17 protein-coding genes are annotated in these 17,982 nt (G+C 66.4%); 7 read left to right on the top strand and 10 right to left on the bottom strand.

All coding sequences use genetic code 11. The annotated features are described in order from the left end of the window. The first annotated feature begins 210 nt into the window (after nucleotides 1-210). Nucleotides 211-1,215, top strand: a complete 1,005-nt coding sequence (gene hemB / locus CQ039_RS04605) for a porphobilinogen synthase (RefSeq protein WP_105564024.1) — start codon at nucleotides 211-213, stop codon at nucleotides 1,213-1,215. 6 nt (nucleotides 1,216-1,221) lie between these two features. On the opposite strand, the gene CQ039_RS04600 is transcribed toward hemB, so the two are convergent. Next, nucleotides 1,222-1,722 (bottom strand): flavin reductase family protein, encoded by a 501-nt coding sequence (locus CQ039_RS04600; RefSeq protein ID WP_105564023.1) that lies wholly within the window; start codon nucleotides 1,720-1,722, stop codon nucleotides 1,222-1,224. Between the two features lie 126 nt (nucleotides 1,723-1,848). Here CQ039_RS04600 and CQ039_RS04595 point away from each other — a divergent pair, with 126 nt between their 5' ends. Both CQ039_RS04595 and CQ039_RS04590 read left to right on the top strand, forming a co-directional pair. Continuing rightward, nucleotides 1,849-2,748, top strand: a complete 900-nt coding sequence (locus tag CQ039_RS04595; protein WP_105564022.1) for a flagellar motor protein MotB — start codon at nucleotides 1,849-1,851, stop codon at nucleotides 2,746-2,748. A gap of 112 nt (nucleotides 2,749-2,860) precedes the next feature. Further along, nucleotides 2,861-3,595 carry an arginyltransferase gene (locus CQ039_RS04590; RefSeq protein WP_105564021.1) on the top strand — a complete coding sequence of 245 codons (735 nt, stop codon included), beginning with the start codon at nucleotides 2,861-2,863 and terminating at the stop codon, nucleotides 3,593-3,595. 3 nt (nucleotides 3,596-3,598) lie between these two features. On the opposite strand, the gene CQ039_RS04585 is transcribed toward CQ039_RS04590, so the two are convergent. The 3 genes from CQ039_RS04585 to parC form a co-directional block, all read right to left on the bottom strand. Beyond that, nucleotides 3,599-4,630, bottom strand: a complete 1,032-nt coding sequence (locus CQ039_RS04585; RefSeq protein WP_105564020.1) for a M48 family metallopeptidase — start codon at nucleotides 4,628-4,630, stop codon at nucleotides 3,599-3,601. A 6-nt stretch (nucleotides 4,631-4,636) separates the two neighbouring features. Beyond that, nucleotides 4,637-5,206 (bottom strand): LemA family protein, encoded by a 570-nt coding sequence (locus CQ039_RS04580; protein WP_105564019.1) that lies wholly within the window; start codon nucleotides 5,204-5,206, stop codon nucleotides 4,637-4,639. Between the two features lie 91 nt (nucleotides 5,207-5,297). Next, nucleotides 5,298-7,499 carry a DNA topoisomerase IV subunit A gene (gene parC, locus CQ039_RS04575; RefSeq protein WP_105564018.1) on the bottom strand — a complete coding sequence of 734 codons (2,202 nt, stop codon included), beginning with the start codon at nucleotides 7,497-7,499 and terminating at the stop codon, nucleotides 5,298-5,300. A 113-nt stretch (nucleotides 7,500-7,612) separates the two neighbouring features. Here parC and CQ039_RS04570 point away from each other — a divergent pair, with 113 nt between their 5' ends. Then, complete coding sequence (locus CQ039_RS04570; protein WP_105564017.1) at nucleotides 7,613-8,683, top strand: nitronate monooxygenase family protein; 1,071 nt, start codon at nucleotides 7,613-7,615, stop codon at nucleotides 8,681-8,683. Between the two features lie 64 nt (nucleotides 8,684-8,747). Then, complete coding sequence (locus CQ039_RS04565; protein ID WP_105564016.1) at nucleotides 8,748-10,478, top strand: cytochrome c biogenesis protein DipZ; 1,731 nt, start codon at nucleotides 8,748-8,750, stop codon at nucleotides 10,476-10,478. Here the strand turns inward: CQ039_RS04565 and recO are convergent. Next, nucleotides 10,475-11,206 (bottom strand): DNA repair protein RecO, encoded by a 732-nt coding sequence (recO, locus tag CQ039_RS04560; protein ID WP_105564015.1) that lies wholly within the window; start codon nucleotides 11,204-11,206, stop codon nucleotides 10,475-10,477. The two genes, CQ039_RS04565 and recO, sit on opposite strands and share 4 nt — an antisense overlap. Continuing rightward, the gene (locus CQ039_RS04555; protein WP_105564014.1) at nucleotides 11,206-11,661 is read right to left on the bottom strand and encodes a nuclear transport factor 2 family protein; all 456 of its coding nucleotides are present in this window, start codon (nucleotides 11,659-11,661) and stop codon (nucleotides 11,206-11,208) included. Before CQ039_RS04555 ends, recO begins: the two co-directional genes overlap by 1 nt. Before the next feature lie 243 nt (nucleotides 11,662-11,904). Here CQ039_RS04555 and CQ039_RS04550 point away from each other — a divergent pair, with 243 nt between their 5' ends. Both CQ039_RS04550 and CQ039_RS04545 read left to right on the top strand, forming a co-directional pair. After that, entirely contained in the window at nucleotides 11,905-12,345 is a 441-nt protein-coding gene (locus tag CQ039_RS04550; RefSeq protein WP_105564013.1) for a VOC family protein, read from the top strand. Nucleotides 12,346-12,459: 114 nt separating this feature from the next. Then, complete coding sequence (locus CQ039_RS04545; protein ID WP_105564012.1) at nucleotides 12,460-13,968, top strand: acetyl-CoA hydrolase/transferase family protein; 1,509 nt, start codon at nucleotides 12,460-12,462, stop codon at nucleotides 13,966-13,968. A 160-nt stretch (nucleotides 13,969-14,128) separates the two neighbouring features. On the opposite strand, the gene CQ039_RS04540 is transcribed toward CQ039_RS04545, so the two are convergent. Genes CQ039_RS04540 through lepB form a run of 4 tightly spaced genes read right to left on the bottom strand, consistent with a single transcriptional unit; the run spans nucleotide 14,129 to nucleotide 17,977 of the window. After that, a complete protein-coding gene (locus tag CQ039_RS04540; protein ID WP_105564011.1) occupies nucleotides 14,129-15,370 on the bottom strand; it encodes a serine hydrolase in 1,242 nt (413 codons plus the stop codon). 17 nt (nucleotides 15,371-15,387) lie between these two features. Continuing rightward, complete coding sequence (gene era / locus CQ039_RS04535; RefSeq protein WP_105564010.1) at nucleotides 15,388-16,341, bottom strand: GTPase Era; 954 nt, start codon at nucleotides 16,339-16,341, stop codon at nucleotides 15,388-15,390. Continuing rightward, a complete protein-coding gene (gene rnc, locus CQ039_RS04530) occupies nucleotides 16,338-17,051 on the bottom strand; it encodes a ribonuclease III (RefSeq protein WP_105564009.1) in 714 nt (237 codons plus the stop codon). Before rnc ends, era begins: the two co-directional genes overlap by 4 nt. Further along, a complete protein-coding gene (gene lepB, locus CQ039_RS04525; RefSeq protein WP_105564008.1) occupies nucleotides 17,051-17,977 on the bottom strand; it encodes a signal peptidase I in 927 nt (308 codons plus the stop codon). The genes rnc and lepB overlap by 1 nt, the downstream gene beginning before the upstream one ends. Between the last annotated feature and the right edge of the window lie 5 nt (nucleotides 17,978-17,982).

Raw genomic sequence — 17,982 nt, 5'->3', positions numbered from 1 at the left:
CTATCCAAGCCCCGGCGAAACGTCACCCCGCCAGCGCCCTGCGCCGCATCTTGTGTCCGTCCATGACGCAGGCGCGCGCTAACCTCTGCCTCTCGACACGACGATTTCAGACTCATTGGACGAATTGGACTCTGTTTTTTCGCGTCGGGTTTCCGATATGCCTTCCCCAAAGCCGTTTCCCTACCCCGTCTTGGGGACTATGAGCGCACCATGACCCTGCCCTTCCAGCCCGCCGCCTTCCCTTACGCCCGTCCGCGCCGCCTGCGTTCGCAGCCCTGGGTGCGCCGTCTGGTCGCCGAGACGACCCTGACGCCCGCCGACCTGATCTGGCCGATCATCGTCCACGACGGCGCCGAGGACCGCGTTCCGGTCGCCTCCATGCCGGGCGTCTTCCGCCTGTCGCCCAAGGAGGCCGCCAAGGCCGCCGTCGAGGCCCGCGATCTGGGCATCCCCATGATCGCCCTCTTCCCCAATGTGGACGGAGCCATCAAGGACAGCGTCGGCACGGCCGCCAGCGACCCGGACGGCCTAATCCCCGACTGCATCAAGGCCATCAAGGACGCTGCGCCCGAGATCGGCGTCATGACCGATGTGGCCCTGGACTGCTACACCGACCACGGCCACGACGGGGTTCTTGAAAACGGCTGCATCCTCAACGACGCCAGCATCGAGCGTCTGGTCGAACAGGCCTTCATCCACGCCCACGCCGGCGCCGACGCCGTGGCCCCGTCCGACATGATGGACGGCCGGGTCCAGGCCATCCGCGAAGCCCTTGAAGCCAACGGCCTGTCGGACACCCTGATCATCAGCTACGCCGCCAAGTACGCCTCGGCCTTTTACGGCCCCTATCGCGACGCGGTGGGCTCGTCCAAGTCCCTGACCGGCGACAAGAAGACCTATCAGATGGACTACGCCAACGCCGACGAGGCGCTGCGCGAGGTGGCGATGGACATTTCCGAGGGCGCCGACGCCCTGATCGTCAAGCCGGGCCTGCCCTATCTCGACATCGTCCGGCTGGTTTCCGACACCTTCAAGGTCCCGACCTTCGCCTATCAGGTGTCCGGCGAGTACGCGATGATGCAGGCCTCCATCGCCAACTGCTGGCTGGAGGAAGACCGCGCCATCCTGGAAACCCTGCACGCCTTCAAGCGCGCGGGCGCCTCCGGCGTCCTCAGCTACTTCGCGCCCAAGGCGGCAAGGCTGCTGGGGGCCTGATCCGGTTCAGGCCGTCGGATCGACGGCCTGTCCGTACTTGCCGCGGAAATAGGTCAGAGCGTCGCCGGGGTGGGTGTCAAAGGCCGCGACCCGACCGACGATAACCAGATGGTCGCCCATGACGATGCGGTCGTGGGTCGCGCAGTCCAGCCGCGTCACGGCGTTGCGCAGACGCGGCGGCGCGGGGTCGCCGACCTCGAACTCGTCGTCCGACAGGGTGCAAACGCCCCAGGCGAAGCGGTCCGACATGGCCTGATCCTCAACCGGCAGCATGTGCACGGCGAACCGCTCGGCCCCGGCAAAGGCGTCATGTCGGTCCGACTTGATGTCCAGGCACCACAGCACCAGCGGCGGGTCCAGCGACACCGAAGTGAAGCTGTTCACCGTAATGCCCAACGGCCCCTCGGCGGTATGGGCCGTCACCACGCAAACGCCCGTGGCGAAACCGCCCAGCGCCTTGCGATAGGCCTTGGCGTCGAATTCGGAGGATGATGAGGACCCAGTCACGCGCCTGACCTAAGCCGTGGACCGCCACCGGGCAAGGCCGCTCTCGGAAACGACCGCGCCGCAACCGCTTCTTAACGGCCGTCGTGGGATTCAGGGCTAACAAACGACGTTAAGATTGGCCTGCCCATGTCCGCGAGCGATCGTCCGATCCTCATCAAGAAGGTGAAGAAGGTGACCGCCGGCGGTCACCACGGCGGGGCCTGGAAGGTGGCCTACGCCGACTTCGTGACCGCCATGATGGCCTTCTTCCTGCTGATGTGGCTGATCAACACGACCGACCCGGAGCAAAAGCGCGGCATCGCCGAATACTTCGCCCCGGCCAACGTCTCGGCCTCGACCTCCGGTTCCGGCGGCATCCTGGGCGGCACCGCCCTGGGCGACGACGGCGCCAAGAGCTCAGGCTCCATGGCCATGATCGAACAACTGGCGCCCGAAGCCCCGCAATCGCCTGAAGAAGCCGGCCAGAGCACCAACCTGGCCGGCGCCAGCGAATCCGCCCTGCGCGCCGAGATCGCCCGGCGTGAGGCCGCCGACTTCGCCAGCGCCGCCGAATCCCTGCGCCAGGCCATGCAGGCCATGCCCGAACTGGCCGAACTGTCGAAACAGTTGATCATCGACCAGACGCCCGAGGGTCTGCGCATCCAGTTGGTCGATCAGGAAGGCCGCTCGATGTTCGAGAACGGGTCGTCACGCCCCAATCCGCGCGCCCAGTTGCTGCTGCGGGCCATCGCCAAGGTCATCAACCAACTGCCCAACCGTATCTCCATCACCGGCCACACCAGCGCCGTGGCCGGCTCCAGCCGCGCCAGCGGCGCGGGCGACTGGGCTCTGTCCGCTGAACGCGCCAACGCCTCGCGTCTGACGCTGCAGGGGGCGGGCGTGAACGCCGACCGGGTCTATTCGGTAGCGGGCAAGGCGGGCTCCGACCCCCTCTATCCCGACGACCCGTCGCTGGCCGGCAACCGCCGCATCGCCATCGTCCTGCTGCGCGAGGCGCCGGTCCTGCCCACGGACACCAGCCTGTGACGGCGAGCGCCGCTCTCACGGCGCTTGCGAAATCCGCCGGTTGCGCGCCAAATCGAAACATGACGACCCCGCGCGCAGACCTGCCGAAACGATCGGGACCGGACGTAAGGCCGTGACCCAGCATTTTCCGACCCGGCAACTGCGGTTCTTCATGACCGCCAACGCGCCCTGCCCCTATCTGCCGGGTCAGTTCGAGCGCAAGGTCTTCGCCAACCTGCCCTTCAGCGACGGCGCCGACGTCAATGACGCCCTGACCCAGGCCGGTTTCCGACGCAGTCAGAACATCGCCTATCGCCCGGCCTGCGAGGCCTGCGCGGCTTGCGTGTCGGTTCGCATCCCGGTAGCCGAGTTCGCCTTCTCTCGCTCGCAGCGCAAGATCCTGAATCGCAACGCCGACCTGTCGCGCGATCTGGTCGAGGCCGAGGCGACGACCGAGCAGTTCGACCTGCTGCGCCGCTATCTGACCACCCGCCACCCCGGCGGCGGCATGAGCGACATGGGCTGGTCCGACTATGTGTCGATGGTCGAGGATACCGCCGTCCGCACCCACCTGATCGAATACCGTCTGCCCGCGACCGACGACGGCCCCGGCGATCTGGTCGGGGTCTGCCTGACCGACCTGCTGCATGACGGCCTGTCGATGGTCTACAGCTTCTTCGACCCCGATCTGGAGCGCCGCAGCCTCGGCCAGTTCGCCATCATGGATCACCTGCGCCAGGCAGCCCTGGTCGGCCTGCCCTACGTCTATCTGGGCTACTGGGTTCAGGGCTCACCCAAGATGGACTACAAGGCCAAGTTCAGGCCCATGGAGGCGCTGCGGCCCCTGGGCTGGGAGCGACTGCCCTAGACCTCAGGTCGTCGGAACGGCCGTGCTGGATGCAACCGAAGGCGTCGGTCCCCACGGCCCCTCGTCCCGACCGCCGGCGAACTTCACCACGGCCGCGATCCGCTTCTCGATCGGCGGGTGGGTGGCGAACAGGCCGGAGAAGCCCGCCTTGTCCGCCGTATTGTCCAGGAACATACCGCGCAGTTCGTCGGGCGCCTGCAGCTTCGACTGGCCCGACACCTTCCTCAGCGCCGAGATCATGGCGTCGGGGTTCTTGGTCAGCTCCACCGCCCCCGCGTCGGCCACATATTCCCGTGTGCGCGACAGAGTCATGCGGATCACTGCGGCCAGACCGAAACCGATTACGCCGATGGCCAGCCCGATCAGAACCAGCGGCATGGCGTTCTTGTTGTTCCCGCCTCGGTTGCCCCGCATATAGAAAAGGCTGCGGAACACCAGTTCGGCGATCACGCTGATGATGCCCGCAAAGATCGAGGCGATCACCATGGTCCGCACGTCCTTGTTGATGACGTGAGTCAGCTCGTGCGCCAGGACGCATTCCATCTCATCGCGGCTGAGGGTCTGCATCAGCCCACGCGTGACGTTGACGCTGTAGTTGCCCTCATGCAGGCCCGACGCGTAGGCGTTCAGCGACGGGCTCTCGATGATCCGCAGCGTCGGCGTCCGCAGCCCGCGCGAGATCGCCAGATTTTCCAGCAGGTTGTAGAGCTCAGGCTCTACCCGGCGCTCGACCTTCCGCGCGCCCGTCATGGCGTCGATCATCGCCTGGTTGCCGAAATAGGCGATCACGAACCAGATCGCGGCCACGACCAGGGCCGTCGGCACGGTCCAGCCTAGCATCGACGCCGCCAGAGCCAGATCCTGCGACAGGCTACCGCCCGAGTTGGGCAGTAGGCCGAACCCCATCATCAGCACCTGAATGCCGAACAGGATCAGCACCAGCAGCACCGGAAACCCGGCCAACAGGATCGCTGAGCGGGTGTTGTTCTGCCAGATGTGGGTCTTGAGGCCGACGGCCTGACCGAAAACCGCCATTGGGGCTTAGAACTTCACCGTCGGCGGGGCCGCGTTCAGGGCGGCGCGCTCGCCCTCGCCCACGTCGAAGAAGGGCTTGTCCGAACCAAAACCGAACATGCTGGCGAACAGGACGGTCGGGAACTGGCGGCGCACGGCGTTGAACTCGCTGACCGCATTGTTGAAGAAGCGGCGCGCGGCGGCCAACTTGTTCTCGATGTCCGACAGGTCCATCTGCAACTGCTGGAAGTTGGCGTTGGCCTTCAAGTCTGGATAGGCCTCCGACACGGCGAACAGACGCCCCAGCGCGCCAGTCAGCATGTTCTCGGCCTGCACCTTGTCGTTGACCGTGGTGGCCCCGGCGGCGGCGGCGCGGGCCTGGGTCACGGCGTCCAGGGTGCCGCGCTCGTGCGTGGCGTAGCCCTTCACCGTCTCGACCAGATTGGGAATCAGGTCCTGACGCTGCTTCAGTTGCACGTCGATGTCAGCGAACGACTGATTGGCCGATTGATCCAGCGCCACCAGTTTGTTGTAGGCGCCGACGACGACAAACAGCAGAACGACGACGATGACGCCGATGACGATCAGGGTGATCATTGAAATCTCCAGCCCCGGCCGGAACGGCCTAGGGCGAGATTATCGCAAGGGCTGACGGCGACCGCCTAATGAAATCGCCGTCACCTTGGTGTCAGCGGAACTTCCTCATCCCGCGCGGCCCCTGGCGACCGGCGCTCGCGCGTTTGCCCAGCCAGTCCTTCCAGTCGGGCCAGTTGCGGCGACGACCGCCGCCGTCAGCCCATTCCGGCCCCGTCTCGGCGTTGAACACCGAAACATCGACCAGACCGCCCTGCTTGTAGTTCTGCAGCTTCACGCCCTTGCCGCGACCCATTTCGGGCAGTTCGGCGATCGGGAAGATCAGCGCCTTGATGTTCTCGCCAATGACCGCGACGTGGTCGCCAGTCACGCGCAGCATGGACAGCATGTCGCCGTTCAGCACCTGCTTGCCGCCGCGTTTCTGGGCCAGAAGGTCGTTTTCCGGCGCGACAAAGCCGTAGCCGGCCTTGGACGCGACCAGAAGCTTCGCATTCGGTTCGTGCGCCACGACGTTGATAATTTCAGCCTTTTCGTCGAGATCGATCATCAGGCGCAGCGGTTCGCCGTGGCCGCGCCCCGACGCCAGCTTGTCGGCGCCGACCGTGAAGATGCGCCCGTCAGAGGCCCCGATCAGCAGCTTGTCGGTGGTGAAAGTCGGGACCAGGAAGGCCAGGCTGTCGCCTTCCTTGAACTTCAGCTCCGACGGGTCCTCGACCTTGCCCTTGGCCGCGCGGATCCAGCCGCGTTCCGACAGGATGACGGTGATAGCTTCGCGCGGGATGAAGGCCTCGGGCGCCACGAAGGCCGAGCTGTCCACCGCCTCGCCGATGGTCGTGCGGCGCGGCGAGATCAGGGCCTTGCGGACCGCCTCCAGCTCCTTGGAAATGGCCTTCCACTGTTTGGCCTCGGACGAGGTCAGCGCCTTCAGCGCCGCCAGTTCCTCGGCCAGGGCGTTGTATTCCTTGTCGATCGCCATTTCTTCGATCCGCGCCAGCTGACGCAGACGGGTGTCGAGGATGTAATCGGCTTGCGGCTCGCTCAGGCCGAAGCGCGCGATCAGAACAGCCTTGGGCTGCTCTTCCTCGCGGACGATGCGGATCACCTCGTCCAGGTTGAGGAAGACGATGCGCAGGCCTTCCAACAGGTGCAGTCGCTTCTCGACCCGCTCGATCCGCCATTGGCTGCGACGGTTCAGCACCACGCGGCGGTGATCGAGGAAGGCGCGCAGGCAGTCCTTCAGGCCCATGACGCGCGGCGTGCCCGAGGCATCCAGCACGTTCATGTTGATCGGGAAGCGCACCTCCAGATCGGACAGCTTGAACAAGCTCTCCATCAGCATCTCGGGCTCGATGGTGCGGTTCTTGGGCTCAAGGATCAGGCGAATGTCTTCCGCCGACTCGTCGCGCACGTCGCCCAGAAGCGGCGCCTTCTTGTTCTCGATCAGGTCGGCCAGACCCTCGATCAGGCGGCTCTTCTGCACCTGATAGGGCATCTCGGTGACGATGATGCGCCAGACGCCCCGGCCCAGGTCCTCAGTCTCCCAGCGCGCGCGCAGACGCACCCCGCCGCGACCGGTTTCATAGGCGTCCAGAATGGAGGCATGGCCTTCCACCGAGACCCCGCCGGTCGGGAAGTCCGGCCCCGGCACGATCTGCACCAGCTCCGCCGTCGTCGCCTCGGGCCGCTCCAGCAGCAGTTGGCAGGCGTCGATGAGTTCGCCGACATTGTGCGGCGGGATCGAGGTCGCCATGCCCACGGCGATGCCCGACGAGCCATTGGCCAGCAGGTTGGGGAAGCCCGCCGGCAGGACCAGCGGCTCTTCGTCCTGATCGTCATAGGTGGGGCGGAAGTCGACCGAGTCCTGATCGATGCCGTCCAGCAGCAGGACGGCGGCGGGCGTCAGCTTGCACTCGGTGTAGCGCATGGCGGCTGCGCTATCGCCGTCGATGTTGCCGAAGTTCCCCTGTCCGTCGACCAGCGGATAGCGCTGGGCGAAGTCCTGGGCCAGTCGCACCAAGGCCTCGTAAATCGAGGCGTCGCCGTGCGGGTGATAGCCGCCCATGACCTCGCCGACGACCTTGGCGCACTTGCGCGCCGCCGCCTGCGGGTTCAGCCGCATCTGGTGCATGGCGTACATGATGCGCCGGTGCACCGGCTTGAAGCCGTCACGCACGTCGGGCAGCGCGCGGTTGGTGATCGTGGACAGGGCGTAGGCGAGATAGCGCTTGGACAGCGCCTCGCTCATCGGCTCTTCAACGATGCGGCCGCCTTCAGGTGTCGGGGTGTGGATGGTCATGCGACTTCGAATCGGTGATCTGAACGACAAAGTCTAGCGTAGCGCGCGGCTGACGCGGGGACGATCCACGCCTATCTGTGGAGGGTCGCCGCAGATCAGGTCAGGAACCCGCCATGAAGACCGCCCTCACCGACCGCCTCGGACTGAGTTTGCCTATCATTCAGGCGCCGATGGCCGGGACCTCGACGCCCGAGTTAGCCGCCGCCGTGTCGAACGCTGGGGCGCTGGGCTCCATCTCCATCGCCTCGGTCGGCGCGGCCGGGGGCCGACGTCAGATACAGGCGCTTAAGGCCCTGACGACGCGACCGTTCAACGTCAACGTCTTCTGCCATAAGCCGACGCCGCCTGATCCAGCACGTGACCGGGTCTGGATCGACAGCCTGCGCCCGATCTTCACCCAGTTCGGCGCCGCGCCGCCCGAGGCCCTGAACGAGATCTACCAGAGCTTCCTGACCGACGACGCCAAGCTGGCCGTCCTGCTGGACGAGAAGCCCGCCGTGGTCAGCTTCCACTTCGGCCTGCCGGATCCAGACAGGATCGCCGCCCTGAAAGCCGCCGACTGCGTCCTGATCGCCAGCGCCACCACGCCGCAGGAAGGCCGACTGGCCCAGGCGGCGGGGATCGACATGGTGATGGCTCAGGGGGTGGAGGCCGGCGGCCATCGCGGCGTCTTCGATCCCGCCGACGACCCGCGCTTTGCGACCCTGCCCCTGACGCGCCTTCTGACCCGCGAACTGGACATTCCGAGTATCGCGGCGGGCGGAATCATGGACGGCGCCGGGATCGCGGCGGCGCTGGCGCTGGGCGCAGCGGGTGCACAACTGGGCACGGCCTTCGTCTCCTGCCCGGAGTCCGCCGCCAACGCGGCCTATCGCGCGGCCCTGGCCAGTCCCCGCGCCGAGCGCACTCGCGTCAGCCCCGTGATCTCGGGCCGCCCCGCACGCGGCATCGAAAACGCCTTCATGCAGCGCGCCGACGAAGCGCTCGTCGCCGCCTATCCCTACGCTTACGACATCGGCAAGGCGTTGAACGCCGCCGCCAGCCTGCAGGGCGACGACGGCTACGCCCCGCAATGGGCCGGTCAGGCCGCGCCCCTGACCCGCGCCCTGCCGGCCGCTGAGCTGGTTGAAGTTCTCGCGCAGGAAGCCCGCGCCGCTATCCGCGACCTGCAACGGCTCTTGTAACCCGACGCCATCCGAAGCGTTCTTCGCAGCGTAAGATCCAGGTTTGAGGCCATAGGACGACGCCATGCTCCTGATCCTTTTGTCCTATCTGGCCGGGGCGCTGACCATTCTCAGCCCCTGCATCCTGCCGGTGCTGCCCTTTGTCTTCGCGCGGGCGGGCCAGCCCTTCATGAAAAGCGGCCTGCCCCTTTTGCTGGGCATGGCGCTGACCTTTGCCGGGGTGGCGACGCTGGCGGCGGTCGGCGGCGGCTGGGCGGTGCAGGCCAATCAGGTCGGGCGCTGGATCGCCCTGGCGGTCATGGCGGTGCTGGGGCTGACCCTGGTGTTTCCGTCGCTGGCGGATCGGCTAACCCGGCCTCTGGTCGCGCTCGGCTCGCGCCTGACCGAGAAGGCCAGCGCAGAGCAGCAGTCCGGTGGCGGTTTCTGGCCCTCCTTCCTGCTGGGCGTGGCGACAGGCCTGCTGTGGGCGCCGTGCGCTGGGCCGATCCTGGGGCTGATCCTGACCGGCGCCGCGCTTCAGGGGGCCAGCGTCGGTACGACCCTGCTGTTGGTCGCCTATGCCGCCGGGGCCGCGACATCTCTGGCTCTGGCCCTGCTGATCGGCGGAAAGGTGTTTCAGGCGATGAAAAAGTCGCTGGGCGTCGGCGAATGGGTGCGTAGGGGTCTGGGCGTGCTGGTCCTGATCGGCGTCGCCGCCATTGCGCTGGGCCTCGACACCGGCTTGCTGACCCGGCTGTCGAGCAGCAGCACGAACCACATCGAACAGAGCCTGCTCAGCCGCTTTGGCGCTAGCCAGCCGATGAACGCCGCCCCGGCCCCGCTCAACGCCCTGCCCGTCGAAGGCACCATGCCGCCTCTGACCGGAGCGACCGAGTGGATCAACAGCCCGCCCCTGACCACCGAGCAGTTGCGCGGCAAGGTCGTGCTGGTCGACTTCTGGACCTACTCCTGCATCAACTGCGTGCGGACCATCCCCTATGTCCGCGCCTGGGCCGAGAAGTATCGCGATCAGGGTCTGGTGGTGATCGGGGTCCACACGCCCGAATTCGCCTTCGAAAAGTCCCCCGCCAACGTCCGCGACGCCGTGCGCCGGTTCGGCATCACCTACCCCGTGGCCATGGACAATGATTTCTCGATCTGGCGCGCCTTCGACAACAAATATTGGCCCGCCCACTACTTCATCGATGGCAGGGGCGACATCCGCTACCACCACTTCGGCGAGGGCGATTACGAACATTCCGAGCGGGTCATCCAGCAACTGCTGAAGGAGGCCGGGGCCGCCAATGTCGATCAGACTGTGGTTCAGGTGCGGGGTCAGGGCGCAGAGGCCGCCGCCGACATGGCCGAGGTCGCCTCGCCCGAAACCTATGTCGGCTATGCCCGCGCCGAGCACTTTGTCTCACCCGGCGGCTTCGGCTTCGACGTGCGCAAGACCTATGCGGCGGCGCCACTGCAGCTGAACGACTGGAGCCTGTCCGGCGACTGGATCGTGCGCTCCGAACACGCCGACCTGCAGACGGCGGGCGGACGACTGGCCTTCCGCTTCAAGGCCCGCGACCTGCATCTGGTCATGGGGCCGAGCAGCATGGGCCAGCCGGTGCCCTTCCGCGTCCGCATCGACGGTCAGGCGCCGGGGGCCGACGCGGGCTTGGACATCGACGCGCAGGGCCTGGGCCGGATCGACAGCCAACGCCTGTATCAACTGGTGCGCCAGTCCGGCGGCGCCCGCGAGCGGACCTTCGAGATCGAGTTCCTCGCCCCCGGGGTTCAGGTCTTCGCCCTCACCTTTGGCTAGAGCCTTCCCGCCTCTGCCAGCCGCTCGATCATCCAGACCCGTGCGGGCGGCAGCGGTTTGTTCAGGGCGTGGAAGACGAACTGCTCAAGGAAGTGGCCGGTCAGCTCCAACCCGGCCTTCACGTCGCCTTCGCCTAGCCCCGCCTGCGCCCCCAGCATGAAGGGCGGCAGGTTCAGCAGCTTGTCGGCATAGGGCGCGCCCGCATCTCTGCTGACGGCGCGGCCCGTGCGCGGGCTGACATAGATCAGGTCGTCCATCGAGCCGGTGGCGGCGCAGCGCGACAGGTCCAGCCCAAAGCCCAGGTCTTCCAGCAGCCCCGCCTCAAAACGCACGAAGATGGCGGGCCAGACCTCGGGCATGACGAAGGCCCCCATCAGGGCCTCGAAGGCGTAAAACGCCCCCGGATGCGCCTCGCGCTCAGGCAGCGCCCCTTGCGCCACCGCAGCGGCGGCGTTCAGCCCGACCAGGGCCAGAGGATCGTCGAACAGGGCCGCGGGCCCCTCGCCCACAGGCTCCAGCCGCGCCGAGCCCAGTTGGTCCGAGGTCCGCGACCGCATATCGGCCACGACCCGTGCCCCGGCCTGCAGGAAGGGCCGCATCTTGCGCGACGCCCCGCCCGCGACATAGGCCGCACGTCGCCCGTGATGCTCGGTCAGCAGTTCGACCACGGCCCCGGTGTCCCCATGCGCCCGCGCCGACAGGACGAAGGCGTCGTCCTGAACCTCCATCAGTCGGCCTTGATCACGTCGACGACGGCGCGCGCCTTGTCATTCGGCACGGCGAAGCTGAGGACGTATTGTTCGATCTTCCAGCCGTCGTCGGTCAGGCGCAGCACGCCCGACCCGCGCGTGGTCCCATAGGCGTCGTTGTCCAGAACCTCGTCGAACCAGGCGACACAGCGGCAGTCGATCGAGGCGATCGTCACCACACGCTGCGACGGCCGATAGGTCCAGCCCTTGCCCTGCGAGAAGTAGGGCATGGCGTAGGCGCGGAACTCCGGCAGGGTCCAGCGTTCGGTTGCGTCGGTGCCGATAAAGCGGCCGTCCGCAGTAAAGGTCGCGAAATAGGCCTCGCCGTCGGCCGCTGAAGCAGCCGCATGCATGGCGTCCAGGGTGCGTTCGACCGAGGCGGTGTCGGCAGGCGCTGCGGACAGTTGGAGCATCATCAGGGCGGCGGTGATCATGAAGAATGTTCTAGTCCTGTTCCTTTAGCGAAGAAAGCGCCCGTTGCCCTTCTCCCCTTGCGGGAGAAGGTGGCCGAGCCACGCGAGGTCGGATGAGGGGTTGCGCAGCAGTCTGCCCATCAGCCTTCACATAACCTAGCGAGACCCCTCATCCGTCAGGCTTCGCCTGCCACCTTCTCCCGCAAGGGGAGAAGGACACTTCGGCGCTCTCGTGCGTTTCGCCCCGATCCAAGGGAGGACAAAATGAAGATCGTCACCAGCCTCAGCTTTCAGGGCCAGTGCCGCGAGGCGCTGGAGTTCTACGCCCGCGTGCTGGGCGGCAAGGTCACAGCCGCCTTTCCGTTCGGCGACGGCCCGCCCGACATGCCGGTCGATCCGAAATACAAGGACTGGCTGATGCACGGCTGGCTGGAGGTCGAGGACCAGGCCATCATGGGGGCCGACCTGCCGCCCGAGTTCGCCCCGAATATCGATAAGCCCAAGAACGGCTTCGACGTCTCGTATCACACCGACGACCTCGCCAAGGCGCGCGAGGTGTTCGGCGCCCTGTCCGAAGGGGGCAAGGTCGGCATGGCCTTCGCCGAAACCTTCTGGTCGCCCGGTTTCGGCAGCCTGACGGATAAGTTCGGCATCCCGTGGATGATCAACACCAACCCGGCGGCGGACTGGAAGCCCGGCGGCTGACGCCTTTGTGATCACGGACTGTTACGACCAAAGCCGTATTGGAATCAGGGTGATGCGGTGCCTATGTCCGCTCCGTTCCCCGAGCCCTCCCCGGCTCCAGTCGTCAGGTTTCCGATGTCCCGCGTCCGCAACGCCGCCCTGCAGTCGAAGATCATGTCCGCCGAGGACGCCGCCGCCCTGATCCCGGCGAACTCGACCGTGGGCATGAGCGGTTTCACCGGCTCGGGCTATCCCAAGGTCGTGCCAATGGCCCTGGCCGACCGGATCGAGGCCGAGCACGCAGCGGGCAATCCCTTCAAGCTGAAGGTCTGGACCGGCGCCTCGACCGGGCCGGAGCTGGACGGCGCCTTGGCCAAGGCGGACGGCATCGAGTTCCGCCTGCCCTACAACTCCGATCCCATCGCCCGCGAAAAGATCAACAAGGGCGAGATGGAATACCTGGATATGCACCTGTCGCAGGTGGCGCCGGTCGCCTGGCAGGGCTTCCTCGGCCCGCTGGAGACGGCGGTGGTGGAGGTGTCAGGCATCCGCGAGGACGGCGCCCTGATCCCCTCGTCGTCTATCGGCAACAACAAGACCTGGCTGGACCGCGCCGACCGCATCATCCTGGAGGTCAACAGCTGGCAGAACCCGGCGTTGGAGGGGATGCACGACATCTACTACGGCACGGCCCTGCCGCCGGCGCGCGTGCCGATCCCGCTGACCAAGCCGACCGACCTGATCGGCGAGACCGTCTTCCGCGTCGATCCGTCCAAGATCGCCGCCATCGTCCAGACCGACAGCCCCGACCGCAACCTGCCCTTCGCCGCGCCGGACGCCAGCGCCACGGCCATCGCCGGGCATCTGATCGAGTTCCTGCAGCACGAAGTGAAGCTGGGCCGCCTGCCCGCCCATCTGCTGCCGCTGCAATCGGGCGTGGGCAATGTCGCCAACGCCGTGCTTGCCGGTCTGGCCGACAGCCCGTTCGAGAACCTGACCGCCTATACCGAGGTGCTGCAGGATGGAATGCTGGACCTGCTCGACAGCGGTAAGCTGACCGTCGCCTCGGCCACCGCCTTCTCGCTTAGTCCAGAGGCCGCCGCTGATCTGAACAGTCGGATGGAGCAGTTCCGCGGCAAGATCATCCTGCGCCCGCAGGAGATCTCGAACCACCCGGAGATCATCCGCCGCCTGGGCTGCATCGCCATGAACGGCCTGATCGAGGCCGACATCTATGGCAACGTCAACTCGACCCATGTCATGGGTTCGCGCATCCAGAACGGCATCGGCGGTTCAGGTGATTTCGCCCGCAACGCCTACATCTCCTGCTTCGTCACGCCCTCGACGGCCAAGGGCGGCAAGATCTCGGCCATCGTCCCCATGGCCAGCCACGTCGACCACATCACCCAGGACGTACAGGTCATCGTCACCGAACAGGGTCTGGCCGACCTGCGCGGCCTGTCGCCCAAGCAGCGCGCCCAGGTCATCATCGCCAACTGCGCCCACCCCGACTATCGCGACGCGCTCAGCGACTACTACGCCCGTGCCCTGAAGGGGTCTTACGGCCTGCAATCGCCGCACCTGCTGACCGAGGCCCTGTCCTGGCACCAGCGGTTTATCGAAACGGGATCGATGCAGCCGTAAAGCGAAGCGCTCATTTCCTCCCCATTTCATGGGGAGGGGGACCGCGAAGCGGTGGAGGGGGCGACGCAAAGGTCTGCCGTCGAGCCGCCCCCTCCGTCACGTCGCCTACGGCTCCGCGCCACCTCCCCATGGAATGGGGAGGAGATCAGAAAGCTGACTTCTAGCGGTTCAGCCCCGTCGGGAACTCGCGCCCCAAGGCCTCGGCCATGGCTTGCTGGCTCAGCATGAAGACCAGGTCGCGCTGGTGGTAGTTGTTGGACAGGACCACCACGGTCACGTCGGCGTCCGGTTGATACAGGACCAGGTTGCGGAATCCGGCCCAGCTGCCCGTGTGATAGATCTGCTTGTCGTCAAAGGCGGGCCTCACCTGCTCGCCCAGGCTGTTGACGTAGATGCCGTAGCCATAGGCGCGGTGCGCGCGGCCCCGCTCCTTGGGCGTGCCCTCGGGCGCATGGTCGGCGATCATCTGGGCGTAAGAAGCGTCGCTGAGGACATGGCCCTTATGCAGGGCCTGGTTCCACACCAGCATATCGTCCAGCGTCGAATACAGGGCGCCGGCGCCATAGACCACGCTGACGTTGGCGATCGGCTGGGCCGCCAGTCCGGCGGGGAAGTTGGCGTAACCCATGGCCAGGCCTTGGGCGTCGGCGTGGGCGTCCGACCCGGTGTCCTTCAGGCCCAGAGGCTTCAGGATGGCGTCGTTCAGATAGGTCTCGAACGGCTTGCCGCTGGCCTTGGCGACGATCTCGGCGGCCAGGTTGTAGGCGGCGTTGTCGTAGCGAATCTTGGTGCCCGGCTCGAACTGCAAGCCATAGCGGGCCGAGGTCTCGGTCAGTTCCTGCGGCGTGCGCGGCGTGACGCGGATGCGTCCCCACTCGGACTGCGCCATCAGGTCGGGTATGCCCGAGGTGTGCGACAGCAGGTGGTGAATCCGCAGCGGCTTCCACGCGTCCGGGCAGGCCTTGATCCATTTGCAGACCGGGTCGTTGACCGACAGCTTGCCCTCATCCTGCAGTTTCAGGATGGCGGCGGCGGTGAACTGCTTGGACACCGAGGCCAGGCGGAAACGGGTGTCCAGTTTCAGCGGCTGGTTGTTTTCGTAGTTCGCCTTGCCATAGACCTGCCGGAACAGGACCTGATCGCCCCTGGCCACCAGGATGGCGCCCATGAACTGCTTGTGCTCGCCCAGATAGTCCAGCCGCGCCTTCAGTTGCGGCAGGGCCTCGACCACCTCGACCGGCGGGCGTTCGGGCAGTCTGGCCTTGGTCGCCGTCGCCGCCTGGGTTTCAGGCGCGATGGCGTGGACGATCCAGGCGCCGGCGCCGGCGGATACCAGAGCGACCGCGGCCAGGGTTCCGAGGAACCAGGGCCGCCCGCCTGCGGACTTGGGAACTACAAACACGATACTGAACTACGATCCTAGACGTCGAACTCCAGCCCGAACTGGGCGTAAAGGGCGCGGCTGTCCTGCCACTTGGGGTCGACCTTGACGGTCAGAAACAGGTGAACCGGGCGGTCGAGCAGCTCGATCAGCTCTTCGCGCGACTTCTGGCCGATCCACTTCAAGGTCTGGCCGCCCTTGCCCAGAACGATCGGGCGCTGGCTTTCGCGTTCGACATAGATGGTCTGTTCGATGCGGGCCGAACCGTCAGCCTTTTCCTCGAACGAGGTCGTCTCGACCGCTGCCGAATAGGGCAGTTCCTCGTGGACGCGCAGATAGACCTTCTCGCGGGTGATCTCGGCGGCCAGCACGCGGACCGGCACGTCGGCCGACTGATCTTCCGGGTAGAGCCACGGCCCCTCGGGCATGGAGCGGGCCAGACGCTTCTTCAGGTCGTCCACGCCGTCGCCGCTGAGGGCCGAGATCATATAGACCTCTTCATAGACGCCGGTTTCGAACAGGCGGTGCGACAAAGCCAGCAGGGTGTCGCGGCGCATGCCGTCGATCTTGTTGAGGCCCAGGATGACCTTGGTTCCCGTCGCCTGCAGATTGGCGATGATGGTTTCGGTGTCCTCGGCCGACTTGCGGTCGGCCGGGGTGCCGTCACGGCCTTCCGAAGCAATGTGCGAGGGCGCGTCGATCAGGTGCAGCACCACGTCGGCGTCCTGCGCCCCGCCCCAGGCCGAGGCGACCATGGCGCGGTCCAGACGGCGGCGGGGCGTGAAGATGCCGGGCGTGTCCACCAGAACGATCTGGGCGTCACCCTCGATGGCGATCCCACGCACCGGAAAGCGCGTGGTCTGGACCTTCTGGGTGACGATCGAGACCTTGGAGCCCGTCAGGCGGTTCACCAGCGTGGACTTGCCGGCGTTGGGCGCGCCAATGATGGCGGCGAAGCCCGCGCGCTGGTTCGGGTTGAGGGTCTCGGTCAAATTACGCCTTCTCGTTTCAATAGTGCTGTGGCGGCGGCTTTTTCCGCCTCTTGACGCGAACGTCCTGTTTGTTTCTCGGGGTCGAAACCGACCACCGTCGCTTCGACCACGAAGGTCGGAGCATGATCTGATCCGGTGCGTTCGACCACCCGATAGGTTGGCAGCGGACGCCCTTGTGCTTGCGCCCACTCCTGCAGAGCAGACTTGGGATTGGTTACGGCCGGCGCCGGAGGCGATGCGAACTCCTCGGCCCAGGCGGTGTCGAACATGGTCTTGGCCGCGCTCAGGCCGCCGTCGCGATAGACAGCCGCCAGAATAGCCTCGACAGCATCGGCGATGACTCCGGCCTTTCTGCGGCCACCCGTCTTGGTCTCGCCCGGCGACAGGCGCAGCGCCGCGCCGACACCGAGCCGCTCGCCCACGCGGGCGCAGGCGGCCTTGTCCACCAGGGCGTGCAGACGGCCAGACAACTGGCCTTCGTCGGCGGAGGGGAAGTCGCGGATCAGCCGGTCGGCGACCAGCAGGCCCAGCACTCGGTCGCCCAGGAACTCCAGCCGTTCGTTGTCGGCGATGGGGCGCCCTTCGACCTGGCCCGCGCCCTCGCCCACGCTGGCGTGGGTCAGGGCGCGTTCCAGCAAGGTCGGATCAGCAAAGTCATGGCCCAGCCGGCGCCGGAGCGCGGCCACGGCCTCGGCACGCACGTTCGCCATCAGTCCAGGATCTTGAAGAACCGGCTGGGACGCAGGTTGGCGAACCAGCTGACCGGGTTGAACAGCGACGCGCCCGGCGACCAGGAGAACATGATGATCTCGGCCTTGCCGACCAGGTTCTCGGCCGGAACCATGCCCACGCCAGCCGACATCTCGACGCGGCTGTCGATCGAGTTGTCGCGGTTGTCGCCCATCATGAAGAAGTGGCCAGCCGGGATCTCATAGACCGGGGTGTCGTCCAGGTCGCCACCGGGACCATAGTCCTGGGTCATGAAGCTCTTGCCATTGGGCAGGGTTTCGCGGACCTGGGTCACTGGACGAGGCCCGAACATGTCGGCCAGTTCAGCGCGGCTGACGACAACGTCCTTCACGGGGGCGCCGTTGATGTAGAGCTTGTTGGCGATCATCTGCACCTTGTCGCCCGGCAGGCCAATCACGCGCTTGATGTAGTCGGTCTTGTTGTCACGCGGCAGCTTGAACACCACGATGTCGCCGCGCGTCGGGTCCTTACCCAGGATGCGGCCGTCGAACAGCGGCGGGCTCCACGGGATCGAGTGCTTGGAATAGCCATAGGACCACTTCGACACGACGATGTAGTCGCCCTCGTAGAGGTTGGGCTCCATCGAGGCTGAGGGAATGGTGAAGGGCTGGAACAGCAGCACCCGCAGCACGAAGGCGATCAGCAGGGCGAAGACGACGGTCTTGATGATCTCGACCGTCTCGTTGCTCGCGGACTTCTCTTTTTTCACACGTTTGGCTTTCTTGGGACGCGGCGTGGCGTAGATCGGCTTGTCGCTGTCGAGAGCTTCGGGATCGTCGCCCATGTCGAAGGGGGCGTCCCCGTCGTCGCTCCAGATCGGTCGCTGCTCGGTCGGGTCGATGGCAGGATTGCCGGCGCCGCCGTTCGCCTTTGGGTCGTCGCTCATGGTCT

This window comes from Brevundimonas sp. MYb52 (assembly GCF_002979535.1).
Lineage (GTDB): Bacteria > Pseudomonadota > Alphaproteobacteria > Caulobacterales > Caulobacteraceae > Brevundimonas.
Note: the sequence above shows the minus strand (reverse complement) of the source record. Positions and strands in the feature narration are given on the sequence as shown.

Coding starts and splice junctions, on each gene's coding strand:
- hemB (WP_105564024.1), top strand. CDS start 211: ATGACCCTGCCCTTCCAGCCCGCCGCCTTCCCTTACGCCCGTCCGCGC.
- CQ039_RS04595 (WP_105564022.1), top strand. CDS start 1,849: ATGTCCGCGAGCGATCGTCCGATCCTCATCAAGAAGGTGAAGAAGGTG.
- CQ039_RS04585 (WP_105564020.1), bottom strand. CDS start 4,630: ATGGCGGTTTTCGGTCAGGCCGTCGGCCTCAAGACCCACATCTGGCAG.
- CQ039_RS04580 (WP_105564019.1), bottom strand. CDS start 5,206: ATGATCACCCTGATCGTCATCGGCGTCATCGTCGTCGTTCTGCTGTTT.
- parC (WP_105564018.1), bottom strand. CDS start 7,499: ATGACCATCCACACCCCGACACCTGAAGGCGGCCGCATCGTTGAAGAG.
- CQ039_RS04570 (WP_105564017.1), top strand. CDS start 7,613: ATGAAGACCGCCCTCACCGACCGCCTCGGACTGAGTTTGCCTATCATT.
- CQ039_RS04565 (WP_105564016.1), top strand. CDS start 8,748: ATGCTCCTGATCCTTTTGTCCTATCTGGCCGGGGCGCTGACCATTCTC.
- recO (WP_105564015.1), bottom strand. CDS start 11,206: ATGGAGGTTCAGGACGACGCCTTCGTCCTGTCGGCGCGGGCGCATGGG.
- CQ039_RS04555 (WP_105564014.1), bottom strand. CDS start 11,661: ATGATCACCGCCGCCCTGATGATGCTCCAACTGTCCGCAGCGCCTGCC.
- CQ039_RS04550 (WP_105564013.1), top strand. CDS start 11,905: ATGAAGATCGTCACCAGCCTCAGCTTTCAGGGCCAGTGCCGCGAGGCG.
- CQ039_RS04545 (WP_105564012.1), top strand. CDS start 12,460: ATGTCCCGCGTCCGCAACGCCGCCCTGCAGTCGAAGATCATGTCCGCC.
- rnc (WP_105564009.1), bottom strand. CDS start 17,051: ATGGCGAACGTGCGTGCCGAGGCCGTGGCCGCGCTCCGGCGCCGGCTG.
- lepB (WP_105564008.1), bottom strand. CDS start 17,977: ATGAGCGACGACCCAAAGGCGAACGGCGGCGCCGGCAATCCTGCCATC.